The organism is Nocardioides sp., from assembly GCF_036274455.1.
Taxonomy (GTDB): domain Bacteria; phylum Actinomycetota; class Actinomycetes; order Propionibacteriales; family Nocardioidaceae; genus Nocardioides.
This window is the reverse complement of record NZ_DASUFR010000237.1, coordinates 17,803-44,655: the sequence shown is the minus strand read 5'-3', so window position 1 is coordinate 44,655 and position 26,853 is coordinate 17,803. Positions and strand designations below refer to the sequence as shown.

Sequence of the window (26,853 nt, the reverse complement as noted above, 5' to 3'; positions counted from 1 at the left end):
CCCAGAAGGTGCCGCACAGAGATGGGGCGCGCCTGAGCGCGCACCGACGTTCAATAGTACGGATCGGGCGGGTGGGCCGCAAAACGGCAGCCCACCGGGTGGAGCCACCGGTCAGCGCTTCCGGGAGCCCTTCCGCTTGATCGGGACGTGCTCGACGTGCGCCGGTGCCCCGGGGTCGGCCTCCTCGGCCGTGCCCGGCTCGACGACACCGTCGGCCGCCGGCGCACCCACCGAGCCCTCGCGCTCGGTCCCGATCGACGCCGGGGCGTCGGCCATGGCCGGCACCGCGACGGCGTCGGACCTCGGCGGCCCGGCGGGACGGCTGGCGCTGCGGCGGCGGGTCCGGGTGACCACGGTGGGCTTCTCCGGCACCGCGGCCGGCTCCGGCCCCGGCTCGGGCTCCGGCTCGGGCTCGGGCGCCGCTGCCGGCTCGTCAACCGCTTCGTCCTCGACCTCGTCGCTCACCGACTCGACCACCTCGGAGGTCAGGCTCTCGAGGTCGTCCTCGACCTCGGTGCCAGCGTCCTCGAGACCCTCCACGTCCTCGACAGCGGCGGCCTCCTCGGCCTCCCGCTCGTGCTGCCGCGCCATCGCGGCGACCTCGATCGGCGACGGCGCCTTGGTGCCGTTCCCGTTGCCGTTCCCGTTCCCGTTGCCGCCCGACTCGGCACCCGAGCCGCGGCCGCGGCCACCCCGGCCCCGGCGGCTCCGGCCGCCACGGCCGGCCTCGTCGTCGGAGCGCTTCGGCTCGACCGGGTGCTCGTGGATGACCAGGCCACGGCCCTGGCAGTGCTCGCAGGTCTCGCTGAAGGCCTCCAGCAGACCGGTGCCGATCCGCTTCCGGGTCATCTGCACCAGGCCGAGCGAGGTGACCTCGGCGACCTGATGGCGGGTGCGGTCGCGGCCCAGGCACTCGACGAGGCGGCGGAGCACCAGGTCGCGGTTGGACTCCAGCACCATGTCGATGAAGTCGACGACGATGATGCCGCCGATGTCGCGCAGGCGGAGCTGCCGGACGATCTCCTCGGCCGCCTCGAGGTTGTTCTTGGTGACCGTCTCCTCGAGGTTGCCGCCGGAGCCGGTGAACTTCCCGGTGTTGACGTCGACCACGGTCATCGCCTCGGTGCGGTCGATGATCAGCGAGCCGCCGGAGGGCAGCCACACCTTGCGGTCGAGCCCCTTCGCGATCTGCTCGTCGAGGCGGTACGTCGCGAACAGGTCGGCGCCGCCGTGCTCCTCGGGGTCGTAGCGCTCGAGCCGCTCCTCGAGGTCCGGCGCCACGTGCGCGACGTAGGCCTGGACGGTCTCCCATGCGTCGTCACCCTGGATGACGAGCTTGCTGAAGTCCTCGGTGAACAGGTCCCGGACCACCTTGAGGGTCAGGTCCGGCTCGCCGTAGAGCAGCTGTGGGGCGCTGCCCTTGGCCTTCTTCTCGATGTCCTCCCACCGCGCCTTGAGCCGCTCGACGTCGCTGGTCAGCTCGGCCTCCGAGGCGCCCTCGGCCGCGGTGCGCACGATCACGCCGGCGGTGTCGGGGACGAGCTCCTTGAGCAGCGTCTTGAGCCGGTTGCGCTCGGTGTCGGGCAGCTTGCGGGAGATGCCGGAGGTGGTGCCGTCGGGCACGTAGACGAGGAACCGCCCGGCCAGGCTGACCTGGCTCGTCAGGCGGGCGCCCTTGTGGCCGATCGGGTCCTTCGTCACCTGCACCAGCACCGACTGGCCGGAGGAGAGGACCGACTCGATCTTGCGGGGCTGGCCGTCCTTGTGGCCCAGCGCGGACCAGTTGACCTCACCGGCGTAGAGGACGGCGTTGCGGCCGCGGCCGATGTCGATGAACGCCGCCTCCATCGACGGCAGCACGTTCTGGACCCGGCCGAGGTAGACGTTCCCGATCAGGGAGGTCTGGGACTCGCGGGCGACGTAGTGCTCGACCAGGACCTTGTCCTCGAGGACGCCGATCTGGGTGAGCTCGTCGCGCTGCCTGACCACCATGACCCGCTCGACCGACTCGCGGCGGGCGAGGAACTCGGCCTCGCTCACGATCGGCGCTCGGCGGCGCCCTGCCTCGCGACCCTCGCGGCGGCGCTGCTTCTTGGCCTCGAGCCGGGTCGAGCCCGAGACCGCGGTGATCTGGTCCTCGGCGGTGCGGGCGCGCCGGACCCGGGTGACGGTGTTCTGCGGGTCGTCGGAGCTGCCGCCGCCGTCCTCGCCGGCGCGGCGGCGCCGCCGCCGGCGCCGTGAGGAGCCGTCCCCGGCATCGTCGTCGGCATCGGACGACTCCCCCTCGTCGGTGTCCTCGCCGGCCTCGGAGTCGGCGCCCTCGCCGGAGGACTTGCGGCGGCGGCGGCCACCGCGGCGGCGGCGCCGACGGGCCCCGCCCGTGCCCTCCTCGCCCGACTCGGCGTCAGACCCTGCGTCCGCGGGCTCCTCCGGCTTGGTGGTCGGCTCGGTGGTCGCCTCGGCCGTCGGCTCGTCCTTGTCGCCCGCGTCGCCGGCCTTCTTCGCCGACTTCTTTGCCCCAGCCTTCGTCCCAGCCTTCGTCGCAACCTTCGTCGCAACCTTCGTCGCGGGCTTCTTCGCGGACTTCTTCGCCGCCTTCTTGGCCGGCTGCTCCGCCTCCTCGCCCGCAGGTTGCGGTGCGTCAGCCGCCGCGGCCTTCTTGGAGGTCTTCCTGGCGGCCTTCTTCGCCGGCTTCTCGACGGGGTCGGGGACCTGGAAGAGCACGGCCGGAGCGCCCACCGCGGCGGTCTCCGCTGCCGGTGGCTGCTCGACGACCGTCTCGTCAGCCTTGACGGCGGACTTCTTCGTCGCCGCCTTCTTGGCGGTCGCCTTCTTGGCCGTCGCCTTCTTGGCCGTCGCCTTCTTCGCCGCCGCCTTCTTCGCGGCGGCCTTCTTGGCCGGCGCCTCGACGGTCGACAGGGTCGACTCGGCGGAGGCTTCCGGACCCTGGGTGGTCTCGTCCTCGGGCATGTACTGCTCCTCGACCCGGGTGCGCTGCAGCCGGGTGGTCATCGCCGGCGTCCCGGGTGGCCCCGGGCCGCAGCGTCAAGCCTTCATTCGCGACGACACCCCGTGGTGTCACATCCGAGCCCTGCCCGACCCCTGCCGCGGTCGCCAGCCCGGCTCTGGTCGCTGTCACCGACCGGCCCAGCCGCGTCGCGGTCTGGCGTCGACAAGCCTCGCGCAAGAGGAAGTCGTCAGGTCGACGGTTCGTCGACCTGTGGCGAGTATCGCACAGCGCTCCGAGCGCAACCCATTTATCGGGTCCGCAGCGGGTCGCCGATCTCGCCGGTGACCTCGTCGAGCGGCCCCTGGGCCTCCCGGGTCAGGAGCGGTACGCCGACCAGCTCGAGCCCGCCCACCGAGGCCAGCCCGGTCAGCACGTCGTCCGGCCGGACGGCGGGCTCCTGGTGCCGCAGCACGAGCTCGAGCTCGGATCCCGGCCCGGTGCCGTCCCCGCCCGGCATCACCAAAAGCGACAGCACGGCGGCGCGGGCGTCGAAGTCGCGCAACCCCTTCTTGGTCATCCGCTGCACGGCCACCTCGTCGGCACGGAGGAACGCCCGGACCGCCGGCGTGACCTCCTCCATCGGCGTCGGGAGCGCGATGTTCCACTGGCTGGCCTGCAGCAGGTCGGCCAACGAGCCGCCGGCCGACTCGACGACCTCGACCACGTCCAGGCCGTCCGGCATCGCCTCGTCGAGGGCCGCGAGGGCCGCGGCCGGGTCGACCACCTCGGCCAGGGCCAGCTCGAGGTACTCCGCCTCGCTGGCCGAGCCGGTGGGCGCGGCGCCCGCGTAGGAGATCCGCGGGTGCGGGTTGAACCCGGAGGAGTAGGCCATCGGCAGCCGGGCCCGGAACACCGCCCGCTCGAACGCGCGGCTGAAGTCACGATGGCTGGTGAACCGCAGCCGTCCGCGCTTGGCGTAGCGGACCCGGAGCCGCTGCACCGGCGGCGGCGCCTGCTTGGGCTGCTCTCTTGTCATGGCTCCCTAGATGTGGACCCACTCGACGACCTTCATGGCCGTCGAAGGGTAGACCGTGCCGATCCGAACGCCGTCCAGCCAGCCGGTCAGCCGCTCGGCCTCGACCGCCAGGGCCCTCGTCGCCGCCGCGGGCAGCCTCTCCAGCAGCCGGACCTCGACCACCCCGTGGTCGTCCTGCACCCAGCAGCCGACCACCCGCCCGTCCCACCACGCGGTGGTGCCCGCGTTGCCGTTGCGGTCGAAGAGCTGTGGGCCGTGGCCCCCGAGGTAGAAGCCGCGCTCCTTCCAGCCCATCACCGTCGGGTCGAGGACCGGCAGCAGCGCGGCCGAGGGCCCTTCCGAGGCGACCTCGTCCAGGTCTTCGGGCAGGACCCAGCCGGTACCGCCGCCGTCGAGGCTCACCTCGACCGCCTCGAGCGCGGACAGCGCGGCGCGGACCGCGCCCTTGGTCGCGCCGAGCCACCAGACGAGGTCAGCCTCGGTGCCGGGGCCGAAGGCGCGCAGCCAGCGGCCGACCAGCTCGGCGTACCCCTCGTCGGCCTTGGCCGGCGGCGGCACCTCGCCGAGCCAGTCCGACATCAGCGCCCAGCGCGGCTTGGAGAGCCGCCAGTGCCCGGCGTTCTCGCCGCGGACGACCGTGCCCTCGACCGCGAGCTGGGTGAGGACCCGCGGTCCCATCGAGACGTTGGCGGCGTACTTCTTGCCCGGCGACAGGTCGAGCCGCGCCTCCAGGGCGGGCACCTCCTTGCGGATCTCCTGGGCGGTCAGTGCCCGCCCGCCGCTGAGGACCTCGACCACGCGGGTGCGGGCCTCGTCGAGCCATGCGGCACCGTCCGTCGCGTGGCCGGCCGCCTCGACCTCCTTGACCAGCCGGGCCTCCAGCTGCTCGGCGACCCGGGCCGACGCGCTGCCCCACGCCGCCGGGAGCAGGTCGCGAGGGAACACGAACAGGGTGCGCCGCATCGCGAGCTGCTTGACCAGGCTGCGCTCGACGTACAACGCCCGGTCGACGTCGGCCACTGTCACCGCGTCGACACGGGCCCAGACCGAGAGGTAGACGGTGGCCGGCTCGGTGGAGTGCAGCACGGTCACCGCGCGCGTGGCCGCTTCGGGGTCGGCCGTCCGGTGGCCGGGCGAGAGCGCATGCCGCTGCATGAGCCGGGCCCGTCGCTCCGCATCCGAGATGTGCCGCACCCGAGAAGTGTCCCCCCTCGTAGGGTCGGCAGGGTGACGCGCCGCTCGACTGTCCTGGTCCTGCTGGCGCTCCTGCTCCTCTCGCTCAACCTCCGGCCGGCCGCGGTCAGCGTCGGCCCCGTGCTCGACGAGCTCCGCGACGGCTTGGACATGGGGCCGGCCTCGGCAGGGCTGCTGACGTCGCTGCCGGTGCTGGCCTTCGCGGTCTTCGGGGCGCTGGCACCCGCGGCCGCACATCGGCTCGGCCCGCACCGGGTGACGCTGCTCGCCCTCCTGGGCGTGGTGGTCGGGCTGGCGGCCCGGGCCGTCGTCCACCAGGAGTCGGCGTTCCTGCTCCTGTCCCTGGTCGCCACGGCGGGAATGGCGATGGCCAACGTGCTGATCCCCTCGCTCGTCCGGCTCCACTTCCCGCACCGGATCGGGCTGATGACCGCGCTCTACACGACGATGCTCGCGGTGGGGCTGACCTCGGCGTTCCTGCTCACCGTGCCGGTGGCCGACGCGTTCGGCAGCTGGCGCTACGGCATCGGGGCCTGGGCCGTGCTGGGGGCGGTGGCGGTGGTGCCGTGGTTCGGTCTGGTCCGCCACGACGAGGCGATGGACACGCCGGTGCGCGACGTCGGCTACGGCGACATCGCGCGGACCCGGCTGGGCTGGGCCATGACGCTGTTCTTCGGGCTGCAGTCGCTGATGGCCTACGCCGTCTTCGGCTGGTTCGCCACGCTGTGGCGGGACGCGGACTTCGGGGCCGGGACGGCCAGCGCCCTCGTCGGGATCGTGGCGGCGATGTCGATCCCGCTCTCCTTCGTCCTCCCGCAGGCGGTCGCCCGGCCCGGCGACCAGCGGCTCGTGCTGGTCGTGGTGATGTCCTGCTACCCCGTGGCCTACGTCGGCCTGCTCGTGGCGCCGCACAGCCTGGCCGTGCTGTGGGCCGCGGTCCTGGGCACCGCGCTGACGACGTTCCCGATCGTGCTGACCTACATCGGGCTGCGCACCCGCACTGCGGGCGTCACGGCGGCGCTGTCGGGGTGGACCCAGTCGACCGGCTACCTGCTGGCCGCGGTCGGGCCGTTCGGCATCGGTGTGCTGCACGAGGCGACGGACGGCTGGACCGTGCCGCTGCTGGTGCTGCTCGCGCTGAGCGTTCCGTTGTTCGCGGTCGGGCTCTACGTCGGGCGCCCTGCGCACCTCGAGGACCAGCTGCGCGTCCGTGAGGCCACACCGTCGGCATTCCCGGGGTGATCTGCCCGCGGGTGCCGCGGCAACGGTCCCGATGTGGAACGCTGCACTCGCGCACCAGGACGGCGGCACCCGGAGGGACCCGATGAGCACTCCGTACGACTCTGGTCACGACCCTGGGCACGACCCTGGGCCGGACCCGGACGCCGGCAACACGCCCCAGGACCCGAACGACCCGCAGAACCCCTATGCCCCGCCGCCGGCGGCCACGCCGATCCCCTCACCCCCGTCGCCGTACGGCGACCCGACCGCTCCGCCACCTCCGCCACCACCGCCGTACGGACAGCCGGTCCCCCAGCCGGTCACCCAGCCGGTGCCGGCCCAGCCCTACCTGCCCGGGCCACCCGCTCGGGCCGAGGCCGGCAAGGGCATGGCCATCACCGCGCTGGTCCTGTCGATCCTCGGCTGCAGCTGCATCTCGCTGCTCGCGGCGATCCCGCTCGCCATCACCGTGCTCGTGCGCGGTCGGGACGGCCGCAACCACGGCAAGGGCATGGCGATCGCGGCCCTGGTCATCAGCGTGATCTACATCGTCGGCTGGGCCATCGGCGGCGCGGCCGTCTACTACTTCGCGAAGGACCTCAAGAGCGTCAACGACCTCGAGGTCGGCGACTGCATCAACGCCGACAGCCTCACCGACACCAACGCCGACGAGGTGAGCGCGATCCGCACCGTCGACTGCTCCGACAAGCACGACGGCGAGGTCGCCTCGACCGTCACGCTGACGTCCGAGACGGCCAACGGCGACGCGTCGGCGCTGCAGGCGCTCTGCCTGTCGCAGATCGGTGATGGCTACACGGCCGTCGTCGCCGACACCCAGACCTACACGGTCGTCGCCCTCGCCCCGGTCAACCCCTCGCCCGGCGACACCGACGCGTGCATCGTGTCCCGGGCCGACGGGTCGAAGCTGACCGGCCGGCTCGGGAGCTAGCCCCACGTGCGACGCGGCGTCCTGGTGGCAGTCGCGGTGGCGCTGGCCGCCGTGGCCGTGGCTGTCGTGGTGGTGATACGCCACCACTCCGCCATCTCGAGCGTGGCCGACCTCGAGCGCGGCGACTGCGTTGACGGCGCACCGTTCCTCCAGGGTGAGCAGCCGGCCCTCGACGACCTGAGCCGCGCGGACTGCGACGGCCTGCACGACGCCGAGGTCCTGGCCGTGCTGGACCTGGACACCAGGCAGGCCGCGGCGTACCGCCCGGTGATCCCCGACGAGGTCTGCCTCGACGCCCTGCCCACCCAGGCCGGTGCCGCCGTCTCCGACGACCGGCTGCTCGTCGCCGGCGTCGCCGACACGACCGAGCCCTCCGCCGGCGACCCGCTGGCCTGCTTCGGCTTCGCCGCCGACGGCACCAGGCTCGAGGGCCGGGTCAAGCCTCGCTGACCACCGACAGCGGCAGCAGCTGACGCCCCGTCGGCCCGATCTGGATCTCGGTGTTCATCTCGGGGCAGACGCCGCAGTCGTAGCACGGCGTCCAGCGGCAGTCCTCGACCTCGACGTCCGCCTCGCCCGAGGCGACGGCGAGGGCGTCCTCCCAGTCCGACCAGAGCCAGTCCTTCTCGAGGCCGGAGTCGAGGTGGTCCCACGGGAGGACCTCGTCGTAGTCGCGCTCGCGGGTGGTGTACCAGTCCAGGTCGATGGCGTACGGCGCGAGCGCGGCCTCGCACGCGGCGACCCACCGCTCGTAGGAGAAGTGCTCCGACCACCCGTCGAAGCGGCCGCCGTCGCGCCACACCTTCTCGATGACCGCACCGACGCGGCGGTCGCCGCGGGACAGCAGCCCCTCGATGATGCCCGGTTGGCCGTCGTGGTAGCGGAAGCCGATGGCGCGGCCGAACCGCTTGTCCGCGCGTACCACCTCGCGCAGCTTGCGCAGCCGCTCGTCGGTGGTCTCGTGGTCGAGCTGGGCGGCCCACTGGAACGGCGTGTGCGGCTTGGGCACGAAGCCGCCGATCGAGACCGTGCAGCGGATGTCGTTGCGGCCGCTGACCTCGCGGCCCTTGCGGATCACCTCGCGCGCGAGGTCGGCGATCGCCAGGACGTCGTCGTCGGTCTCGGTGGGGAGGCCGCACATGAAGTAGAGCTTCACCTGCCGCCAGCCGTTGCCGTAGGCCGTCGCGACGGTCCGGATCAGGTCCTCCTCGGTGACCATCTTGTTGATCACCTTGCGCATCCGCTCCGAGCCGCCCTCGGGCGCGAAGGTCAGCCCCGACCGCCGGCCGTTGCGGGAGAACTCGTTGGCCAGCGTGATGTTGAAGGCGTCGACCCGGGTCGACGGGAGCGAGAGCGAGACGTTCGAGCCCTCGTAGCGGTCGGCCAGCCCCTTGGCCACCTCGGCGATCTCGGTGTGGTCGGCGCTCGACAGCGAGAGCAGGCCGACCTCCTCGAAGCCGGACTTCCGAATGCCGTTCTCGACCATCTCGCCGATGGTCTGGATCGACCGCTCGCGCACCGGCCGGGTGATCATCCCGGCCTGGCAGAACCGGCAGCCGCGGGTGCAGCCGCGGAAGATCTCGACCGAGTAGCGCTCGTGCACGGTCTCGGCCAGCGGGACCAGCGGCTTGGCGGGGTAGGGCCAGGCGTCGAGGTCCATCAGCGTGTGCTTGCGGACCCGGAACGGGATGCCGGGGCGGTTGGGTACGACGGCCTCGATCGTCGCGTCCACGGCGTACGCCACGTCGTAGAAGCGCGGCACGTAGACACCGCCGCTGACGGCCAGCCGGCGCAGGACCTCGTCGCGGCCGCCCGGGCGGCCCTCGCCCTTCCACTCGCGCACCACCTCGGAGATCGCGAGCACGACCTCCTCGCCGTCACCGAGCACCGCGGCGTCGAGGAAGTCCGCGATCGGCTCGGGGTTGAACGCCGCGTGGCCGCCGGCGAGCACGATCGGGTCGTGATCGCCGCGGTCGGCCGCGTGCAGCGGGATGCCGGCGAGGTCGAGCGCGGTGAGCAGGTTGGTGTAGCCGAGCTCGGTGGAGAAGCTGATCCCGAAGAGGTCGAACTCCCCCACCGGCCGGTGCCCGTCGACGGTGAACTGCGGGATGCCGTGCTCGCGCAGCACCCGCTCCATGTCCGGCCACACCGAGTAGGTGCGCTCAGCCACGATCCAGTCCCGCTCGTTGAGCACCTCGTAGAGGATCTGGACGCCCTGGTTGGGCAGCCCGACCTCGTAGGCGTCCGGGTACATCAGCGCCCACCGGACCGTCTCGCCGCTCCCATCGACGCCGGCGCCGGCGTCCCACTCCTTGACCGTGGAGTTGAGCTCGCCGCCGACGTACTGGATCGGCTTCGACACCGTCGGGAGCAGCGGCTCGAGACGGGGGAAGAGCGACTCGGGGGCGCTGGCAGGGGCGGACATGCAGGGGCTCCGGGATCGGGGGCGGGTCGACCCTCAAGGGTACGGCGAGTGCGCCCTTGGCGCCGAATGGCGACAGCGCTGCGGCTTCGGAGGATGCTGCCACCATGCGGGGACTCCGAGCGGCTCAGGTGTTCGACGGCACGGCCTTCACCGGACCGGGGACCGTCATGGTGGACGGCGACAGGATCACGGGCGTGGAGCGCGGTCACCCCGACCTCCCGGACGGGACCGAGGTCACGTCGTACGACGGCACGCTGCTGCCCGGGCTCATCGACTGCCACGTGCACCTCGTGGCGAGCTCGGCCGTCGGGAGCCTCGAGCTGGCGGGAGGGATGACCGACGAGGAGCTCGACACCGTGATCCGGGCCGGTCTCGCCGCCGAGCTGTCCGGCGGGGTGACCACGGTCCGCGACCTCGGCGACCGGCGCTACCGGACCCTGCCCGCCCGTGAGCTGCCGGGACTCCCCCGGGTCGTCGCGGCCGGCCCGCCGATCACCGAGCCGGGCGGCCACTGCCACTACCTCGGCGGCACCGCGTCCGGCGTCGACGGCGTGCGCCGCGCGGTCGCCGAGCACGTCGAGCGCGGCGTCGACGTCATCAAGGTGATGGCCAGCGGCGGGCTGCTGACACCGGGGACCGACGCGTTCGGTGTGCAGTTCAGCCTCGAGGAGCTGGGCGCCGCGGTCGAGGCTGCGCACACCGCCGGCCTGGAGGTCCTGGCGCACGCACACTCGCTGGCCGGCGTCCGCCATGCACTGGCCGCCGGGGTCGACGGCATCGAGCACGCGACCGGCCTCACCGAGCAGGGCTTGTCCTTCCCCGACGAGGTCCTCGCCGAGCTGGCCGAGAACGGCGTCCAGGTCTGTCCGACCGTGGGCGCCGACGAAGGCAAGTACCCACCGGTCGAGCTGATGCCGCCAGGTCTTCGGGCGGCGTTCGAGCGGATCGAGCTGGACTTCCCGACCCTGACGGCCGCACGGATCGAACAGCTGTCGCGGGCCCGGGCGCAGGGCGTCCGGGTGGTCAGCGGCACCGACGCCGGGATCAGCCCGGCCAAGGCGCACGGCGGCCTGGCCTTCGCGGTCCTCGACCTGGTGGCCGCCGGCTACCCGGTCGCCGAGGCGCTGGCCACCGCCACGTCGGGTGCCGCCACGTCGTGCGGCCTCGGCTCGGTGACCGGTGCGCTGCGGCCCGGGCTGGCCGCCGACCTGCTGGTCGTCGACGGCGACGTCGCGACCGACCCCGGGGCGCTGCGGCGACCGGTCGCGGTGCTGGTGAGGGGCGCTCAGGGCTCCTGAGCGGCCGGTGCGGTGGTCGCCGCACCGCCCGCCGCCGTCCGCGCCGCGACCGCTGCCGAGGTCGCGCGCAGCTCCACCTTCGGCATGAAGAGGAGCAGGACGAAGGCGACGAGTCCGACGGCCGCCCCCATCAGGAAGACGAGGTCCATCGACTCGGCGAACCCGGCCTTGAACGGGTGGGCCAGCGCGGGCGACAGCGTGTCGATGAAGGAGGAGTCACCCTGCACCAGGTCGGCCGCGCCGCTGTTACCGAGAATCGCGGCGTCGGCCGGGGTGGGGTTGGCCAGGACCTGCTGGAACGCCTCGGTCCCTGCCGCCTTCTCGAGCTCGCGGGCGATGTTGGCGCCGACCGTGCTGAACAGCACCGAGAGGAAGACCGCCACCCCCACCGTGCCGCCGATCTGGCGGAAGAACGTCGCGGAGCTGGTGGCCACGCCGATCTCGGCCGGTGGCACGGCGCTCTGCATGATCAGCAGCAGCGGCTGCATGCAGTTACCGAGCCCCACGCCGAGCACGAGCATGTAGAGGTCGATGACCACCAGCGGTGAGTCGGCCGAGGTGGTCGAGAGCAGCAGCAGCCCGACCACGAGGAGCGCCGACCCGATCCTCGGGAAGACGCGGGTCTTCCCCGTCCTCGAGATCAGCTGGCCGGAGACCATCGCGCCGGACATCATCCCGACCACCATCGGGAGCATCAGCAGGCCGGCCTCGGTCGGTGTCGCGCCGTGCACGATCTGCATGTAGAGCGGCAGGATCAGGATCCCGCCGAACATCGCGATGCCGATCGCGATGCTGGCCAGGATGGTGATCGAGGCGGCGCGGATCCGGAACAGCCGCAGCGGGATGAGGGCGTCGTCGCCCATGGCGCGCTCGGCGAGATAGAACGCGACCAGGCCGAGCCCACCCACGACGTACGCCGTCACCGAGCGGGCCGAGCCCCAGCCCCAGTAGCGGCCCTGCTCGGCCACGGTGAGCAGCGGCACCAGGGCGACCACCAGGGAGCCGGCGCCCCACCAGTCGATGCGGGCCGCGCGCCGGTGGTGGCTCAGGTGCAGGGTCCGGTAGACGACGACGAGGGCCAGCAGGCCGACCGGGACGTTGACCAGGAAGACCCAGCGCCAGCCGGTGACGCCGAGGATCTCGTCCTGGCCCGCGAAGAAGCCGCCGATGACCGGCCCCAGCACGCTCGAGGTGGCGAAGGTGGCCATGAAGTAGCCGGTGTACTTGGCACGGTCCCGCGGCGACACGATGTCACCGATGATCGCCAGCACCAGCGTGAACAGGCCGCCCGCCCCGATCCCCTGGAAGGCCCGGAACGCGGCGAGCTCGTACATCGTCGAGGCGAAGGCGCACAGCACCGAGCCGACGATGAAGACCGAGATGGCGAACATGAACAGCTTCTTGCGGCCGTAGAGGTCGCCGAGCTTGCCGTAGATCGGCGTCGCGATCGTCGAGGTGATCAGGTAGGCCGTGGTGACCCAGGCCTGGACCGCGAGCCCGTCGAGGTCGTCGGCGATGGTGCGGATCGACGTGCTGACGATGGTCTGGTCGAGCGCACCCAGGAACATCCCGAGCAGCAGCCCGGTGAGGATGGTGAGGACCTGCCGGTGGGTGTACTCGCCGGTCTCTGCCAGCGACGGCGCTGGCGACGCCGCCTCGTTGGTTGCCATCGGCAACGAGTCTAGTTCCCCCGCCCGCTTCCGTAGATTCAGGTCCGTGAGCGCTGCCACCCGCGGACGGTTCTCGTGGACCGTGGCCGCTCCGCTGGCCGGTCTCGTCGTCCTGGCCGCGTCGTGGGGCAGGCATCCGGGGGATGCCGTCGCCGCCGTGCTCGCGGTGTTCCTCGTCGCCGCGATCCTGGCCGCCGTGCACCATGCCGAGGTGGTCGCACACCGCGTCGGGGAACCGCTTGGCTCGCTGGTGCTGGCCGTCGCCGTGACCGTCATCGAGGTCGGCCTAATCCTCACCCTGATGCTCTCGGGCTCGGGGAAGGACACCTCCACACTGGCCCGCGACACGGTCTTCTCGGCGGTGATGATCACCACGGCCGGGATCGTGGGGCTCTCGCTGCTGGTCGCGGCGTGGCGGCACGGGCTCGCACGCTTCAACCCGGAGGGCTCCGGCTCCTCGCTCGCGACCGTGATCGCCCTCGCGTCGGTCACCCTGGTGCTGCCGCGGTTCACCACCTCGGCGCCGGGGCCGGAGTTCTCGCCGTCACAGCTGGCGTTCGCCGCGGTGGCCTCGGTGGCCCTGTACGCACTCTTCGTCTTCACCCAGACGGTCAAGCACCGCGACTTCTTCCTGCCGGTCGGGCCGGAGACCGACCTGGACGCGGACGACCACGCGGACCCGCCGACGACGCGGGACGCCCTGGTCTCGCTGGGACTGCTGGTCACCTCGCTCGTGGTCGTCGTCGGCCTGTCCAAGGTCGAGTCCCCGCCCATCGAACGCGGGGTCTCGGCGCTCGGGTTCCCACCGTCCTCGGTCGGCGTGGCCATCGCGCTGATCGTCCTGCTCCCGGAGTCGATCGCGGCCGTGCGCGCGGCCGCGAGCGGTCGCACCCAGATCTCCCTGAACCTGGCCTACGGCTCCGCCATGGCCTCCATCGGCCTCACCATCCCGACCCTGGCCCTCGTCAAGATCTGGATCTCCGACCCGCTGGTCCTGGGGCTGGAGCCGATGCAGATCGTCATGCTGGCCGTGGTGTCGATCGTCTCGGTGCTCACCGTCGTACCCGGGCGGGCCAAGACGCTGAACGGCGGCGTCCACCTGGTGCTGATGGCGGCTTTCCTGTTCTTGTCCGTCAAGCCTTAGTCGACCACCCCGGGTCGCGACCGGTTGCGACGATCAGGCGGGACTGGGCATCGTCGCCCGGGTCGGCGACCCGTGCCCCGATGACGCCCGCGGACCGGTACAGGTCCTCCCGGTCGGCGAACCAACCGGACAGCGCGTCGACCAGCTCGGGGTCGAGGGCCGCGTCCTGGCCGCTGGCCATGGCCAGGTCCCACGCGTGGACCAGGTGGTCGGCGGCGAGCTGGTGCACGTACTCGCCCAGCTGCTCCTCGCCGTACGACAGGTGGACGGTCCCACCCGAAGGCATCCGTTCGTGCACCGCTGCCGCGGCCTCCTGCGCGGCGGCCCGCGCCCGGGCCACCGGGTCGTCGCCGAGGAGGTCACCGTCGAACCGGTCGCCGACCTCCTCGATGGTCGCGCCGTGCACGAGGGGGACGGTCCACAGCTCCTCCCCCACGACGTGGTTGACCAGGTCGCGGACGGTCCAGTCCGTGCACGGGGTCGGCCGTCCCCAGTGGGAGGCGTCGAGCCCCTCCACCATCCGGGTCCATTCGCCGACGGTGCGCTCGTGCAGTGCGCCTAGCTCCATGTCACCACTCCTTGTTCGAGGGCGGTCCGGGCCCGCCCCACCCACCAGTCGAGATCGGCCGCCTCGCGCTCGCGCGTGGCCGGGTCCGGGTGCTCGGCGGCGTCGAGCGCCTTGTTCCAGCCGAGCCAGAGGAGGCCGGCCAGCAGGGCCGCGTGCATCGACGCCGCGTCGTACGCCGGTCCGGCGGCCCGCTCGTAGGCCGCCAGCATCTCCTCACGGGACAGCCCGACCACCGAGGAGCAGCCCGCGATGAAGCGCGTGACGTCGAGGACGCCGGGACCGTTGACGGCCAGGGCCCAGTCCAGGAGCACCAGGTCGTCGCCCTCGAAGGCCATGTTGACGGTGGCGCAGTCGGCGTGGAGCAGCGTCACCGGACCGCGCAGCAGGGTCTCGGCGAGCGGGCGGACGTCGGCGAGCAGTGTGAACGCCGGCCGTACCACGTCGGGATCGACCAGCTCCTCGAACCGCTCCCACCCGCGCAGAACCAGCGTGGCCAGCTCGTTGCCCTCGTCGGCGAGCGGTTGGACGTGTCGTGGCGCGAACAGGTCGAGGTTGCGGTCGAGCGATCCGAGGCCGGGCTGCGGCTCGCCCAGGAAGGCACGGTGAAGGCGGGCCAGCCGGTCGATGACCAGCTCGGTCCGGTCCGCCGACAGGTGGTCGTCCCAGCTCAGCACCGCGTCCCCGAGGTCGCGCATGGCGAGCACCGTGACGTCGTGGCCCTCGAGCCAGCCGTCGACGAGCGCGTGCCCGACCCCGTCGGGCAGCCGGTCGAGGGCGCCGCTCTGCCAGAGGACGTACTCACCGCTCACCGACCTGCCCAACAGGCGCAGGGTGATGTCCGTCCTCGCCGACGCCCGCTTGACGACCAGCCGCCGTCCGTCGGCCAGCCGGACCCGCTCCAACCCAGCACCGGACAGGCCGGCGTGCTCGACGAGCACCTCACGCTCGACGACGTCGCGGAGCAGCCCTGCGCCCCCCACGCCGCCCAGCGTGGCACTGCTCGAGCCGATCGGCCGGATGGTCTGGACCGCCCGACGCTGACGGCGGGAGACTGACGCATGGCAGAGGTGAACCAGGGCCGCCGCGGAGCGAGGATCGAGGGCGACTTCGTCGTCTTCCTGATCGGCGCGCGGCTGGACAAGCTGCATCCGATCCGCTCGCTGCGCGACCTCGGCGGGATGCGCAGCATGCCGTACATGCTCAAGTACCTCACGCAGCACCCCGAGAAGGGGCTGCTGGGGTATGAGACCCACGGCCTCATGAACGTGCAGTACTGGCGCTCGTTCGAGCACCTCGAGCGGTTCGCCCGCGACGAGTCGGACCCGCATCTGGAGGTCTGGCGTCGCTACTGGAAGCGGGTGGGCCGGGACCCGCGTTCCGGGATCTGGCACGAGACCTTCCTGGTCCGCGACGGTGAGTACGAGGCGATCTACGGCAACATGCCGGCGCACGGCCTCGCCAAGGCGACCGAGGTGGTGCCGCTCGGCGCGGACTCCTCCGCGCGACGCCGGCTCCGGCGGGTCACCAGCTGACCCGCAGGACGGCACCCGGCCACCCACCGCCGGTCGAGCCCGTCGAGACCTCCGCCGCCCGCGCACCCCCCGAACCACCGCTGGTCGAGCCTGTCGAGACCTCCGCCGCCCGGGCGCCTGCTGGCCGACCGCCGGTCGAGCCTGTCGAGACCTCCGCAGGGGAGGCACCCGGGCGGGTCCCAGCACCGGCTGCGGGCATCTCGACAGGCTCGATGAGCGGCGCGCAAGTCGAGTGGCGCGAGCTCTACCGCCGCCCATGGTCATCGAGATCTACCGTCAGGCGCCACGCATCGAGCTTGCTGCGACCCTGAGCACGCAGGGGCTCTAGCCTTGCGGCGTGCCTCGTCTGGTGTTGATCAACGGAGCACCTGGGTCTGGAAAGTCGACGATCGCCGAGGCGCTGGGCCGGCTCCTGCCGAACACCCGCACCATCGACATCGACCTGATCAAGCACGCACTGCCCAGCTGGGACTCCGACCCCAACGAGGCGGGTCTGGAGGCGAGACGCCTCGCGGCCGCCGAGGCCCGCGCGCACCTGACTGCTGCCAGTGACGTGGTGATCGGCCAGTACCTCGCCCGAAGCGACTTCATCAACGAGCTCCAGCACGTCGCCGAGGGCACTGGCGCCAAGTTCACGGAAGTGATCCTCGACGTGGATGCCGGAACCCTCCGGTCTCGCTTGACCTACCGCTCGAGCTCTCCGGGCCGGACCGAGCATGCGATCAACAACCGACTTGTCGATCCAACCGACGCCCCGCAGCTTGTCTCGTCGATGCGGACCATCGAGAAAGCTCGGCCGGGCGCGCTTCGGGTGGACGCGAGCGGCACCATCGAGTCAACGCTGGCCGAGGTCGTCGCCGCCCTGGGCTCGCCGGGCGATCACTAGGGTCACCTCATGACCCGCCCGTGCAAGATCGGCGTCCAGCTGCCCGAGGTCGAGCGGTTCGTCGCGATGCCGGACTACCTCGACCTCGCCCGCCGTGCCGAGGCGGTCGGCTTCGACTCGATCTGGGTCGGCGACCACCTGCTCTACGACCTGCCGGGCGGCACCACCAGGGGTCCACACGAGGCGTGGACGACGCTCGCCGCGATCGCCGCGGTCACCGAACGGGTCGAGATCGGTCCGCTCGTGGCCAGCACCGCCTTCCACGCACCCGCGATGCTGGCCAAGCTGGCCTCCACGGTCGACGCGGTCAGCCAAGGGAGGCTGATCCTCGGCATCGGCGCGGGCTGGAACCGCAGGGAGTTCGACGCCTACGGCTTCCCCTACGACAAGCGGGTCTCCCGGTTCGAGGAGGCCCTCACGATCGTCAGCAAGCTGCTCCGGGAAGGACGCGCCGCGTTCCACGGCGAGTTCTACGACGTCGACGACTGCGTGCTCGACCCACCTCCGGTGCGAGAGGGCGGGCCGCCGATCATGCTCGGCTCCAACAGCCCACGCATGCTGCGCATCGGGCTGCCGGTCGTGGACGCGTGGAACGTCTGGTGGAGCATCTACGGCAACTCCGTCGAGGGGTACGCCGCGATCAAGCGCGAGGTCGACGCCGCGATGCCGGAGGGGAAGACCGTCGAGGCCACCGCGTGCGTGCTCGTCACGCTGCCCGCGGGCGGGGGCCGGACCATGGGCGAGGACTACGACGCCGAGACCGCACCGGTGACGCTGGCCGCCCTCGCCGACCACGTCCGCGGGATGGCCGAGCTCGGCGCCACCCATCTCCAGCTCGTGCTGGACCCGATCACGGCCGAGTCGATCGAGGCCGTCGGCGGGGTGCTGGCCGACCTCGACGGCTGAGGTTCCGGTTCGGGGCCGCGGCAGGTGCCCTGCGAGAGGCAGGGTCGCTGCCGCGGTCCCCCGGAAAGCTCACGATCCCCCGATGTGAACCCCCGGCCCACCCCGCCGACAGCGGAGTGGACACAAGAGAAGTTACCCCACGCAAGCACACGCAAACGAGGCGGTCAGCGTCCGACCAGGACCCGGCGCTCCGCCAGGGGCGCCACGTAGGACCGCGCCTGCGAGCGGACGTGGATGTTCTGGAGCAGTCCGACCGCGAGCATGCCGGCGAACAGCGAAGAGCCGCCGTAGGACACGAACGGCAGCGGTACGCCGGTCACCGGCATGATCCCGAGGCACATGCCGATGTTCTGGAAGGCCTGGAAGCCGAACCAGCACGCGATGCCCGCGGCGGCCACCCGGCCGAAGACGTCCTCGGCCCGGCGGGCGATCACCAGCGCCCGCCAGATCACCACCGACAGCAGCAGGATGAGCAGGCCGGCGCCCACCAGCCCGAGCTCCTCCCCCGCCACGGTGAAGACGAAGTCGGTCTGCTGCTCCGGCACGAAGCCGGCCCGGGTCTGGGAGCCGTGGAAGAGCCCCTGCCCCAGCAGGCCGCCGTTGCCGATGGCGATCCGCGCCTGCTCGACGTTGTAGCCCGCGCCGCGCGGGTCGAGGTCCGGGTTGACGAAGGCGAGGAACCGGTCGACCTGGTAGGCCTTCAGCACGCCGCCCGCCAGGCCGGCCACCGCGAGCGCCGTGGCCGAGGCGAGCACCAGGACCAGCCACCGGCGCCGGGCCCCCGAGACCGCGAGCACGCCGAACACGGTGGCCGAGAGCACCAGCATGGTGCCCAGGTCGGGCTGGAGCAGGATGAGGACGGCAGGCACCCCGGCGACCAGCAGCATCAGCAGGACGTCGACCGAGCCGACCCGCCGCCGCCAGCGCCCCTCGGAGCGCTCGGCCAGGACCAGCGCCATGCCGACCACCACCGCGAGCTTGGCGAGCTCCGAGGGCTGGACCGACATCCCGGCGAGCCGAAGCCACGACCGGGAGCCGTTGATGGTCGACCCCATGGTCAGCACCAGCACCAGCCCGGCCAGCGACGTCAGGTAGACGAACGGCGCCACGATCCGCACCCACCGGTGGTCGCAGACGGTGACCGCCGCGAGGAGCACCAGGCCGATCCCGATGTTGACCAGCTGCTTGCGCAGGTAGGCCGTGGAGTCGCCGCCGGTCAGGTCAACCCGGTGGGCGGTGGCCGACCACACCAGCAGCGCGGACAGGGCGACGAGCGCCAAGACCGAGAGGAGCAGCACCCAGTCGAGGCGACGCACGGAGACCACGTCACTCCCCCTTCGATCGAGCATCGTGGCCCGGCGGCAGGATCGCGCCGTCGTCCATGAACGTCGGCAGCCCGTCGGGCGGGGTCACCCCGGCGATGTCGGAGTCGCCGGGCGAGACGGACTCGCCGTGGACGCCGTACAGCGACTCCCAGATCGCCCGCACCGCGGGCCCGGAGGTGCCCGAGCCGGTCCCGCCCTGGCTGATCATCATGACCACGACGTAGTTGTCGTCGTAGGTCGCGACCCACGACGTCGACTGCTTGCCCAGCACCTCCGCCGACCCGGTCTTGCCGCGGACGTGCACCCGATCGAGGGGGAAGCCGGTGAACTTCCAGGCGAGGGTGCCGACCTTCGGCGTGCCGAGCAGCGCCTGGTCGACGTAGTCCATGCTCTGCTTCGACGCCGGCACGTGACCGGCCACCTTGGGCGCGATCCGGCGCAGCACGGTGCCGTCCGGCGAGACGATCGCCTTGGCCACCCGCGGCTCGTAGAGCGTGCCGCCGTTGGAGAGCGCCGCGTAGGCGCGCGCCAGCTGCAGCGGCGTGACCAGGGTGTCGCCCTGGCCGATGGCGAAGTTCACCGCGTCGCCGGCGCGGTAGTGGTTGCCCTCCAGGCAGAACTCGTGGGCGAAGAGCCGCATGTACGCCGTCTTCGCCGTCCCGGTGCGGTCGAGCTTGCAGTAGTAGCCCTTCATCTCGCGCCAGTAGGCGAGCTTCCACGCCCGGTCCGCGATCCGGCCGCTCGCCTCGCCGGGCAGGTCGACACCGGTCGGCGAGCCGAAGCCGAAGGCCTTGGCCTCCGAGACCAGCGGGTCCTTGGCGTGCACGTCGGTCTCGTCGCTGCCGTACTCCTGCCAGAACTTGTAGCCGACCCGGTAGAAGAAGGTGTCGCAGGAGAGCTGCAGCGCCTGGTCGAAGTGGATGAAGCCGTAGGACGCGGACTCGTAGTTGTGGAACAGCCGGCTGCCGACCTGGAACCCCGAGGAGCAGTCGAGCTCGTCGGTGGTCTTGAAGCCGTTGTTGAGCGCGCCGACCGACATCACCGGCTTCCACGTCGAGCCGGGCGCGAACTGGCCCTGGAAGGCGCGGCTCAGCAACGGGGTCCCCGCCGCGGCCGAGTAGAGCCGCGAGAGCTCCTTCTTGGAGATCCCGCCCACCCAGACCGACGGGTCGTACGTCGGCTCGCTGGCCATCGCGACCACCCGGCCGGTGTGGGCGTCGAGCACCACCGCGGCGCCCTGGTCGGCGACGTAGTTCTTGTGGGTGACCGGGTCGAAGGTCTTGCGCGCGGTCCGGATCGCGTCGGCCAGCTGCTGCTCGACCACCGACTGCACCTTCGCGTCGATCGAGGTCACCAGCGTGTCGCCCGGCTGCGCGGACACCGTCGCCTCGTCGCCGATCACCCGGCCCATCGAGTCGACCGCGACCTGCTGGTAGCCCGGCATCCCGCGCAGCCAGGCGTCGTACTCCTTCTCGACGCCGGCCCGCCCGACCACCGACGCGCCGTTGACCGAGCGGTCGCCGTCCTTCTGGGCCCGCTCGTACTCCGCGCCGGTGATCGGGCTGAGGTAGCCGAGCAGGTGCGCGGCGTTGATGCCGAACGGTCGGGGGTAGTCGCGCAGGCTCTGCTGCTCGGCGGTCACGCCGGGGAAGTCCTCGGGCTGCTCCAGCACCCGGAGCGCCATCGGCTGGGGCACGTCGACCGCGACCGGCACGGGCTGGTAGGGCGAGCCGTTCCAGCAGTCCCCCTGCACCGCCTTGTCGTCGCCGCAGTCGGTGAGCAGCCGGTGGATGCGTGGCACCGCGACGTCGGTCACCCGCGAGACCCGGTGCAGCAGCGCCCGCTGCTCGTCGTCGGAGAGCTTGGCCACCGTGCCGCGGTCGATCGAGACCACCCATGAGGTGCGGTTGGTGACCAGCGGCCGGCCCATGTCGTCGACGATGAGCCCGCGCTGCGGCTGCACGACGACCTCGCGGACCGACTGCGAGGCCGCCTGCTCGGCGTAGTGGTCGCCGCTGACCACCTGGAGGTAGTAGAGCCGGACCATCAGGGTCGCGAACAGCGAGAACACCAGCGCCTGGATGACCACGAGCCGCAGCCGGCTCCGGCGCTCGCCGGCCTGGGAGGTCACGCGAGGACCCGGTCGGGCTCGACCTTCGCGAACAGCCCCAGGGCGAGGGGTACGACGACCAGGGCGAGCGCGACGTCCCAGGCGACCGCCACGACCTCGACCCGGAGCAGCTCACCGACGCCCACGGCGGGGTCGCGCAGCGCCAGCCCGGTGAGCGCGAACACCGAGGTGCCGACGAACGACGCGGCCGCGGCCACCGGCAGCCACTGGCCGACCCGCGGGCGGGCGGCCGAGGCGAGCCGCCCGGCGACGTAGCCCACCACCATCAGCGCGAGCGCCCACCGGCCCGCGTAGTGGTCGGCCGGCGGCGCCAGGTCCAGCAGCAGTCCGGCCCCGAACCCCAGCACCAGCCCGGTCTCCGCGCCGTGCGCCAGTCCCACGGCCACCACGACCAGCAGGACGAGGTCGGGCACGACACCGTTGATCGCGAGGTGTGGGAACAGCGAGGTCTGGAGCACCAGTGCCACCGAGACCGCGATCAGCGTGGCGAGCACCCGCGGCAACGGGACGGAGGAGAACCTCGGGCCCGGGCTCATCGCAGGCTCCCGTCCAACTCGATGACGCTGCGGTCGCTGGTGGTCCCGGACGGCACCACCACGCCGACCAGGTCGAGGGCGGAGAAGTCCACGAACGGCTCGATCACCGCACGCTGGGTCGTCTCCCGCAGGCTGGAGTAGACCGACTCGACCCGGCCGACCGGGACGCCGGAGACGTACGGCGCGCCGTCCTGGCTGCCCCAGGTCACCACGGTCTCGCCCGCGGAGGGCACGTAGGTCTGGTCGACGAGCTCGAGGTCGAGCCGGGCCTGCTGGCCGAGGTCTCCGCGGCCGTGCAGGAAGCCCACCTTCATGCTCCGGCCGACCCGGGCGCCCACTGTCGAGTCGGCGTCGACGACCAGCAGCACGGTGGCCGTGGTCGAGGTGACCCGCAGGATGCGGCCGACCAGCCCGGAGCCGTTGACCACGGTCATGTCCGGCTTCAGCCCCGCGCGCGACCCGGCATCGATGGTGACCGTGCGCGAGAACGACTGGGCGGGGCCGATCCCGACCACCCGGGCCGGCACCAGCGCGTAGCCGATCGACTCGGCGGTCGCCGTGAGGGCGTCGTACTCCTGCAGCCGGTTGCGGTCGTAGTCATTGCTGGCCAGCTGCGAGCGGAGCTGGTCGTTCTCGCTCTCCAGGTCGTCGATCCGGTCGGCCAGGTCGTGGTGGCTGCGCAGCCAGTGCGGTACGGCGACCACGGGGCGCACCACGGCCTCGACACCGGACTCGGCTGGGCCGTAGACCTCGCCCACCACCCGGCGCAGCGGGTCGATCGCGGCGCCGTCGTCGACGTGGTCGAGGGTCATCAGCGTCACGCAGGCGAGCACCAGCGCGACCACGAGCGACCGGCGGGGCCGGCCGGGCTCGCGGGGCTCGAGGCTCCCCCGGCGGTTGAGCCGGTCCTCGACCGCCGGCCGCCGGGCGCCCGGTCGCGTGAGCAGGTCGGTCATGACCGCTAGGCCGTCCTGGCCAGACGGCGCCGCTCGGTGACGAGCACCTGGTGGAGGGCCTCGAACTCCTCGACGCAGCGTCCCGCGCCGTGCGCGACGGACCGGAGCGGGTCCTCCGCGACGTGCACCGGCATCCCGGTCTCGTGACCGAGCCGCTCGTCGAGCCCGTGCAGCAGCGCTCCCCCGCCGGTGAGCACGATGCCCCGGTCCATGATGTCGCCGGCCAGCTCCGGGGGTGTCTGGTCGAGCGTCACCCGGACGGCGTCGACGATCGCGTGGAGCGGCTCCTCGAGCGCGACCCGCAGGTCGGCACTGGTCAGCGTCACGGTGCGAGGCAGCCCCGACACCAGGTCGCGGCCGCGGATGTCGGCCTCGCGGAGCTTGCCGGAGGCGAACGCCGAGCCGAGCGTCGTCTTGACCAGCTCGGCGGTGGACTCGCCGACGAGGAGCGCGTACTCCTTCTTCAGCCAGCTCCCCACTGCCCGGTCGAGCTCGTCGCCGGCCGTCCGGATGCTGAGGCTCGTCACGATGCCGCCGAGGCTGATCACCGCGACCTCGGTGGTGCCGCCTCCGATGTCGACGACCATGTTGCCGGTGGCCTGGTGGACCGGGAGCCCGGCGCCGATCGCGGCGGCCATGGGCTCCTCGATGATGTAGACCCGCCGGGCGCCGGCCTGGTAGGCGGCCTCCTTGACCGCGCGCTGCTCGACTGTGGTGATCCCGCTCGGGACGCACACGACGATCCGCGGCTTGGCCAGGTAGCGGCGGCGGTGCACGAGCGCGATGAAGTGGCGCAGCATCTGCTCGGTCGCCTCGAAGTCGGCGATCACGCCGTCCTGGAGCGGCCGGATCGCGGTGATGTCCTCGGGCGTCCGCCCGACCATGCTCTTGGCGTCGTGCCCGACGGCGACCAGCTCGCCGGTCTTCTCGTTGACCGCGACCACGCTCGGCTCGTCGACCAGGACGCCCTTGCCGCGCACGTAGACGAGCGTGTTGGCGGTGCCCAGGTCCACGGCCATGTCCCGGCCGACGAGGTTGTTCGCCATCGGTTGTGTCCTTGCGCGCGGGGAAGAGAGACCGGCAGGACGGCCGGCCTCGGCGCTTCGAGGCTAAGCAAGAACGGCGTCAGGGCCCGGCAGGCACGCCGGGGCTGGTGTGACTGATGTGACGGATGGGTGTGTCGGCCGCCTCGGGCCGAAGCCCACGAGTGTCAGATCAGGGCGTCAGATCAGGGTGTCAGATCAGGGAACCAGATCGCGATCTCCCGGTGGGCGGACTCGGGGGAGTCCGAGCCGTGCACGAGGTTCTCGCGGTTGGACAGCGACAGGTCTCCCCGGATGGTCCCCGGGGCCGCCTTGCGGCCGTCGGTCGCGCCGTTGAGCGCCCGCACCACCTCGACCGCCTCGTCGCCATCGAGGACGAGCGAGACCAGTGGCCCGCTGGTCACGAACTCACGCAGCGGCGGGTAGAAGTCCTTCTCCACGTGCTCGGCGTAGTGCTGGTCGGCCAGGGCGGCGTCGATGGTCCGCTGCTCCATCGCGACGATGGAGAGCCCCTTGGCCTCGAAGCGCGACAGGATCTCGCCCACCAGCCTGCGGCGGACGGCGTCGGGCTTGATCAGGACCAGCGTGCGTGACATGGCCCCAGACCCTACTGACCGCTGGATCCGCCCAACGCCGCGGCCCGGCGGCGTACGCCGTCGGGCACCGGCTCGCTGGTCTCGGCGTCCGTCTCCACCGCTCCCGCGACCAGCCGCAGCGGCAGCACGCCGGCCCAGGTGCCGGCGGCGACGTCCTCGGGCTCGTCGTTGACCCCGCCGGTGCGCATCTTCAGCGACGCCTCGTGGAGCGGCACCGCCAGCATCTGGGTCGCCGCGAGCTCCTTGGGCGTGTTGGGCCGCAGCGTGGCGGCCCGGCCGGGCACCACGTGGTCGACGGTGAGGCTCATGGCCCGGGCCCGTTCCTCGGCGTCCTCCACCCTGCGCGCCCGGCCGATCACCACCGCGCAGCGGTAGTTCATCGAGTGGTTGAAGGCCGAGCGGGCCAGCACGAGCCCGTCGAGGGCGGTGACCGTGATGCAGACGTCGGTGCCCGGGGCGCGCCGCATCCAGCCGGCGCCGACCGACCCGTGCACGTAGATGGTCCCGCCCTCGTCCGGACCGTCGGGGTCGACGGCGAACGCGACGGGCACCACGACCGGGTGCTGGTCCGCGATCACGCCGATGTGGGCGATGATCGCCTCGTCGAGCAGGGCCATCAGCTCGGACCGATCGCGCCGGCCACGCTCCTTCTCCCGGGTCAAGCGGGTGCGGTCGGTCGGCGAGAGGTCAGCCATCGGTCTCCCTGTGTGCGTCGAACTCGGCGTACGCCGCCGCGCGCTCACGCTCGATCCTGCGACCGAGCAGGTAGGCGGTGGCCCACAGCGCGGCGAAGACGGCGCCGAGGAAGAACATGATGCCGACGACGAACCCGAGGGCCACTGCCGCCACCTGGATCGCCCAACCGAGCACGTAGGCCCACTCCCGGCGCAGCAGCCCGGCGGTGAGCAGGCACAGCACGGCCAGCCCGAGCCCGACGGCGAGCGCGACCGGGGGGTCGACGTCGGCGATCGTGATCAGGACCGGCGTGGTGAGCCCGAGGGTGACCGCCTCCAGCGAGAGCACGCCGGCGCACATGCCGCGCCTCGGGGAGCGCTCGCGCTCGCTGCGGGGCTCGCTGCGGGGCTCGTTCACGAGTGCCGCCTCAGCATGGTCCGCGCCTCGCCGACGGTGACCACCGATCCCGTGACCAGGACGCCACCGGTGCTGATCGAGGCACCCGAGCCGGTCTCGGCCAGGCCGACCGCGACGTCGATCGCGTCCGCGAGCCGGCGCTCGACGCTCACCCGGTCCTCGCCGAAGACCTCGACCGCGACGGCGGCCAGCTGGTCGGCGGGCAGCGCCCGCTCGGTGGAGTTCTGGGTGCACACGACGTGGGCCAGGTGCGGCTCGAACGCGGCCAGCAGCCCTTCGGCGTCCTTGTCGGCCATCACGCCGAACACCCCGATCAGCGGGTCGAGGCTGAAGGAGTCGTCGAGTGCCGCCGCGGCCGCCTCCGCCCCGTGCGGGTTGTGCGCGGCGTCGAGCAGGATCGTCGGCCCGGTGCGCACGATCTCGAGCCGGCCCGGTGAGCTCACCCTCGCGAACGCCTCGCGCACCACCTCGTCGTCGAGAGGCTCCTTGCCCGCGAGGAAGGCCTCGACCGCGGCCAGGGCGATGGCGGCGTTCTCGGCCTGGTGCGCTCCGTAGAGCGGCAGGAACAGGTCGTCGTAGCGCGCCCGCAGCCCCTGCAACGAGACCACCTGGCCGCCCACCGCCGCCACGCGCGAGACGACCCCGAAGTCCAGCCCCTCGCGGACCACCGTGGCGCCGACCTCGGAGCTGCGGGCCAGCAGCACCTCGGCGACGTCGGGCTGCTGCTGGGCCAGCACCGCGGTCGAGCCGGGCTTGATGATCCCCGCCTTCTCGACCGCGATCTCCGCAGGCGCGCTGCCGAGGTAGCGGGTGTGGTCGACCGCCACGGGCAGGACCACCGCGACCACGCCGTCGGCGACGTTGGTGGCGTCCCACGCGCCGCCCATCCCCACCTCGACCACGGCCACGTCCACCGGCGCCTCGGCGAACTTGGCGTAGGCCATCGCGACGATGGTCTCGAAGAACGACAGGGGGTGGTCGGACTGGGCGTCGACGAGGTGGGTGTAGGGCGCCACGTCGTTGAACGCCGCCACGAACTCCTCGTCGGTGAGCGGCTCCCCGTCGACCGAGATCCGCTCGCTCATCCGCTCGACGTGCGGGCTGGTGAACCGTCCGGTCCGCAGCTCGTGCGCGCGGAGCAGGGTGTCGATCATCCGCGAGGTCGACGTCTTACCGTTGGTGCCGGTCAAATGGATCACGGGGTAGGACCGCTGCGGGTCGCCGAGCAGGTCGAGGAAGGCGGTGATCCGCTCCAGCGACGGCTCCAGCCGGGTCTCCGGCCACCGCGACAGCAGCGCGTCCTCGGCCTCCGCGAAGGTCTCGGCCGGGCGCGCGGGTGGGTCGGTCTCCGTGGGGTCGGTCATGAGGTGGCCAGCCTATTCGTGACAAGCACTA

General features: G+C 72.3%; 24 protein-coding genes. 8 read left to right on the top strand and 16 right to left on the bottom strand.

Annotation, left to right across the window (positions count from 1 at the left end; all coding sequences use genetic code 11):
• Positions 1 to 111 precede the first annotated feature (111 nt).
• From VFV89_RS22570 to VFV89_RS22560, 3 genes are all read right to left on the bottom strand, one after another.
• Positions 112 to 3,012, bottom strand: a complete 2,901-nt coding sequence (locus VFV89_RS22570) for an Rne/Rng family ribonuclease (RefSeq protein ID WP_329708236.1) — start codon at positions 3,010 to 3,012, stop codon at positions 112 to 114.
• A 245-nt stretch (positions 3,013 to 3,257) separates the two neighbouring features.
• On the bottom strand, positions 3,258 to 3,986 hold the full coding sequence (locus tag VFV89_RS22565) for a TIGR03936 family radical SAM-associated protein (protein ID WP_329708235.1): 729 nt from the start codon (positions 3,984 to 3,986) through the stop codon (positions 3,258 to 3,260).
• Positions 3,987 to 3,992: 6 nt separating this feature from the next.
• Entirely contained in the window at positions 3,993 to 5,180 is a 1,188-nt protein-coding gene (locus VFV89_RS22560) for a winged helix DNA-binding domain-containing protein (RefSeq protein ID WP_329708234.1), read from the bottom strand.
• A gap of 33 nt (positions 5,181 to 5,213) precedes the next feature.
• On the opposite strand from VFV89_RS22560, the gene VFV89_RS22555 reads away from it, so the two are divergent.
• From VFV89_RS22555 to VFV89_RS22545, 3 genes are all read left to right on the top strand, one after another.
• Positions 5,214 to 6,422 carry an MFS transporter gene (locus VFV89_RS22555; protein WP_329708233.1) on the top strand — a complete coding sequence of 403 codons (1,209 nt, stop codon included), beginning with the start codon at positions 5,214 to 5,216 and terminating at the stop codon, positions 6,420 to 6,422.
• An 82-nt stretch (positions 6,423 to 6,504) separates the two neighbouring features.
• Positions 6,505 to 7,350, top strand: coding sequence for a DUF4190 domain-containing protein (locus tag VFV89_RS22550; protein WP_329708232.1), 846 nt, complete (start codon positions 6,505 to 6,507; stop codon positions 7,348 to 7,350).
• Between the two features lie 6 nt (positions 7,351 to 7,356).
• Positions 7,357 to 7,800 carry a hypothetical protein gene (locus tag VFV89_RS22545; protein WP_329708231.1) on the top strand — a complete coding sequence of 148 codons (444 nt, stop codon included), beginning with the start codon at positions 7,357 to 7,359 and terminating at the stop codon, positions 7,798 to 7,800.
• Here the strand turns inward: VFV89_RS22545 and VFV89_RS22540 are convergent.
• Positions 7,787 to 9,775 carry a TIGR03960 family B12-binding radical SAM protein gene (locus VFV89_RS22540; RefSeq protein WP_329708230.1) on the bottom strand — a complete coding sequence of 663 codons (1,989 nt, stop codon included), beginning with the start codon at positions 9,773 to 9,775 and terminating at the stop codon, positions 7,787 to 7,789. The genes VFV89_RS22545 and VFV89_RS22540 overlap by 14 nt on opposite strands.
• Positions 9,776 to 9,879: 104 nt before the next feature.
• Here VFV89_RS22540 and VFV89_RS22535 point away from each other — a divergent pair, with 104 nt between their 5' ends.
• Complete coding sequence (locus VFV89_RS22535) at positions 9,880 to 11,073, top strand: amidohydrolase family protein (protein ID WP_329708229.1); 1,194 nt, start codon at positions 9,880 to 9,882, stop codon at positions 11,071 to 11,073.
• Here the strand turns inward: VFV89_RS22535 and VFV89_RS22530 are convergent.
• Entirely contained in the window at positions 11,061 to 12,743 is a 1,683-nt protein-coding gene (locus VFV89_RS22530) for an MDR family MFS transporter (protein ID WP_329708228.1), read from the bottom strand. The two genes, VFV89_RS22535 and VFV89_RS22530, sit on opposite strands and share 13 nt — an antisense overlap.
• A 46-nt stretch (positions 12,744 to 12,789) precedes the next feature.
• On the opposite strand from VFV89_RS22530, the gene VFV89_RS22525 reads away from it, so the two are divergent.
• Complete coding sequence (locus VFV89_RS22525; RefSeq protein ID WP_329708227.1) at positions 12,790 to 13,887, top strand: ionic transporter y4hA; 1,098 nt, start codon at positions 12,790 to 12,792, stop codon at positions 13,885 to 13,887.
• Here VFV89_RS22525 and VFV89_RS22520 read toward each other — a convergent pair.
• Positions 13,877 to 14,455, bottom strand: a complete 579-nt coding sequence (locus VFV89_RS22520; protein ID WP_329708226.1) for a TIGR03086 family metal-binding protein — start codon at positions 14,453 to 14,455, stop codon at positions 13,877 to 13,879. The genes VFV89_RS22525 and VFV89_RS22520 overlap by 11 nt on opposite strands.
• Positions 14,446 to 15,435 (bottom strand): hypothetical protein, encoded by a 990-nt coding sequence (locus VFV89_RS22515; protein ID WP_329708225.1) that lies wholly within the window; start codon positions 15,433 to 15,435, stop codon positions 14,446 to 14,448. The genes VFV89_RS22520 and VFV89_RS22515 overlap by 10 nt, the downstream gene beginning before the upstream one ends.
• A gap of 78 nt (positions 15,436 to 15,513) precedes the next feature.
• On the opposite strand from VFV89_RS22515, the gene VFV89_RS22510 reads away from it, so the two are divergent.
• The 3 genes from VFV89_RS22510 to VFV89_RS22500 all read left to right on the top strand — a co-directional run bounded on the left by VFV89_RS22510 (position 15,514) and on the right by VFV89_RS22500 (position 17,779).
• Positions 15,514 to 15,987: a DUF4188 domain-containing protein gene (locus VFV89_RS22510; protein WP_329708224.1), complete on the top strand. Its 474-nt coding sequence runs from the start codon at positions 15,514 to 15,516 to the stop codon at positions 15,985 to 15,987.
• Positions 15,988 to 16,324: 337 nt separating this feature from the next.
• Positions 16,325 to 16,873, top strand: a complete 549-nt coding sequence (locus VFV89_RS22505) for an AAA family ATPase (protein ID WP_329708223.1) — start codon at positions 16,325 to 16,327, stop codon at positions 16,871 to 16,873.
• 9 nt (positions 16,874 to 16,882) lie between these two features.
• Positions 16,883 to 17,779 carry an LLM class flavin-dependent oxidoreductase gene (locus tag VFV89_RS22500; RefSeq protein WP_329708222.1) on the top strand — a complete coding sequence of 299 codons (897 nt, stop codon included), beginning with the start codon at positions 16,883 to 16,885 and terminating at the stop codon, positions 17,777 to 17,779.
• A gap of 164 nt (positions 17,780 to 17,943) precedes the next feature.
• Here VFV89_RS22500 and rodA read toward each other — a convergent pair whose 3' ends face one another.
• The 9 genes from rodA to folC form a co-directional block, all read right to left on the bottom strand.
• Entirely contained in the window at positions 17,944 to 19,104 is a 1,161-nt protein-coding gene (rodA, locus tag VFV89_RS22495; RefSeq protein ID WP_329708221.1) for a rod shape-determining protein RodA, read from the bottom strand.
• 1 nt (position 19,105) lies between these two features.
• Positions 19,106 to 21,235 carry a penicillin-binding protein 2 gene (mrdA, locus tag VFV89_RS22490; RefSeq protein WP_329708220.1) on the bottom strand — a complete coding sequence of 710 codons (2,130 nt, stop codon included), beginning with the start codon at positions 21,233 to 21,235 and terminating at the stop codon, positions 19,106 to 19,108.
• Complete coding sequence (gene mreD / locus VFV89_RS22485; RefSeq protein ID WP_329708219.1) at positions 21,232 to 21,771, bottom strand: rod shape-determining protein MreD; 540 nt, start codon at positions 21,769 to 21,771, stop codon at positions 21,232 to 21,234. Before mreD ends, mrdA begins: the two co-directional genes overlap by 4 nt.
• Positions 21,768 to 22,727, bottom strand: coding sequence for a rod shape-determining protein MreC (gene mreC / locus VFV89_RS22480; protein ID WP_329708218.1), 960 nt, complete (start codon positions 22,725 to 22,727; stop codon positions 21,768 to 21,770). Before mreC ends, mreD begins: the two co-directional genes overlap by 4 nt.
• Positions 22,728 to 22,732: 5 nt before the next feature.
• The gene (locus tag VFV89_RS22475; RefSeq protein WP_329708217.1) at positions 22,733 to 23,773 is read right to left on the bottom strand and encodes a rod shape-determining protein; all 1,041 of its coding nucleotides are present in this window, start codon (positions 23,771 to 23,773) and stop codon (positions 22,733 to 22,735) included.
• Between the two features lie 182 nt (positions 23,774 to 23,955).
• Entirely contained in the window at positions 23,956 to 24,366 is a 411-nt protein-coding gene (gene ndk / locus VFV89_RS22470) for a nucleoside-diphosphate kinase (RefSeq protein ID WP_329708216.1), read from the bottom strand.
• A gap of 11 nt (positions 24,367 to 24,377) precedes the next feature.
• Entirely contained in the window at positions 24,378 to 25,061 is a 684-nt protein-coding gene (locus tag VFV89_RS22465; protein WP_329708215.1) for a pyridoxamine 5'-phosphate oxidase family protein, read from the bottom strand.
• The gene (locus tag VFV89_RS22460) at positions 25,054 to 25,458 is read right to left on the bottom strand and encodes a DUF4233 domain-containing protein (RefSeq protein WP_329708214.1); all 405 of its coding nucleotides are present in this window, start codon (positions 25,456 to 25,458) and stop codon (positions 25,054 to 25,056) included. The genes VFV89_RS22465 and VFV89_RS22460 overlap by 8 nt, the downstream gene beginning before the upstream one ends.
• Complete coding sequence (gene folC, locus VFV89_RS22455) at positions 25,455 to 26,822, bottom strand: bifunctional tetrahydrofolate synthase/dihydrofolate synthase (RefSeq protein ID WP_329708213.1); 1,368 nt, start codon at positions 26,820 to 26,822, stop codon at positions 25,455 to 25,457. The genes VFV89_RS22460 and folC overlap by 4 nt, the downstream gene beginning before the upstream one ends.
• Between the last annotated feature and the right edge of the window lie 31 nt (positions 26,823 to 26,853).

What these genes read in the sequence shown, in the direction of transcription:
- VFV89_RS22535 (WP_329708229.1), top strand. Translation starts at nt 9,880, where the DNA reads ATGCGGGGACTCCGAGCGGCTCAGGTGTTCGACGGCACGGCCTTCACC.
- ndk (WP_329708216.1), bottom strand. Translation starts at nt 24,366, where the DNA reads ATGTCACGCACGCTGGTCCTGATCAAGCCCGACGCCGTCCGCCGCAGG.
- VFV89_RS22500 (WP_329708222.1), top strand. Translation starts at nt 16,883, where the DNA reads ATGACCCGCCCGTGCAAGATCGGCGTCCAGCTGCCCGAGGTCGAGCGG.
- VFV89_RS22570 (WP_329708236.1), bottom strand. Translation starts at nt 3,012, where the DNA reads ATGACCACCCGGCTGCAGCGCACCCGGGTCGAGGAGCAGTACATGCCC.
- VFV89_RS22475 (WP_329708217.1), bottom strand. Translation starts at nt 23,773, where the DNA reads ATGGCGAACAACCTCGTCGGCCGGGACATGGCCGTGGACCTGGGCACC.
- VFV89_RS22520 (WP_329708226.1), bottom strand. Translation starts at nt 14,455, where the DNA reads ATGGAGCTAGGCGCACTGCACGAGCGCACCGTCGGCGAATGGACCCGG.
- VFV89_RS22565 (WP_329708235.1), bottom strand. Translation starts at nt 3,986, where the DNA reads ATGACAAGAGAGCAGCCCAAGCAGGCGCCGCCGCCGGTGCAGCGGCTC.
- mreC (WP_329708218.1), bottom strand. Translation starts at nt 22,727, where the DNA reads ATGACCGACCTGCTCACGCGACCGGGCGCCCGGCGGCCGGCGGTCGAG.
- VFV89_RS22510 (WP_329708224.1), top strand. Translation starts at nt 15,514, where the DNA reads ATGGCAGAGGTGAACCAGGGCCGCCGCGGAGCGAGGATCGAGGGCGAC.
- VFV89_RS22550 (WP_329708232.1), top strand. Translation starts at nt 6,505, where the DNA reads ATGAGCACTCCGTACGACTCTGGTCACGACCCTGGGCACGACCCTGGG.
- VFV89_RS22530 (WP_329708228.1), bottom strand. Translation starts at nt 12,743, where the DNA reads ATGGCAACCAACGAGGCGGCGTCGCCAGCGCCGTCGCTGGCAGAGACC.
- mreD (WP_329708219.1), bottom strand. Translation starts at nt 21,771, where the DNA reads ATGAGCCCGGGCCCGAGGTTCTCCTCCGTCCCGTTGCCGCGGGTGCTC.
- VFV89_RS22540 (WP_329708230.1), bottom strand. Translation starts at nt 9,775, where the DNA reads ATGTCCGCCCCTGCCAGCGCCCCCGAGTCGCTCTTCCCCCGTCTCGAG.
- VFV89_RS22465 (WP_329708215.1), bottom strand. Translation starts at nt 25,061, where the DNA reads ATGGCTGACCTCTCGCCGACCGACCGCACCCGCTTGACCCGGGAGAAG.
- folC (WP_329708213.1), bottom strand. Translation starts at nt 26,822, where the DNA reads ATGACCGACCCCACGGAGACCGACCCACCCGCGCGCCCGGCCGAGACC.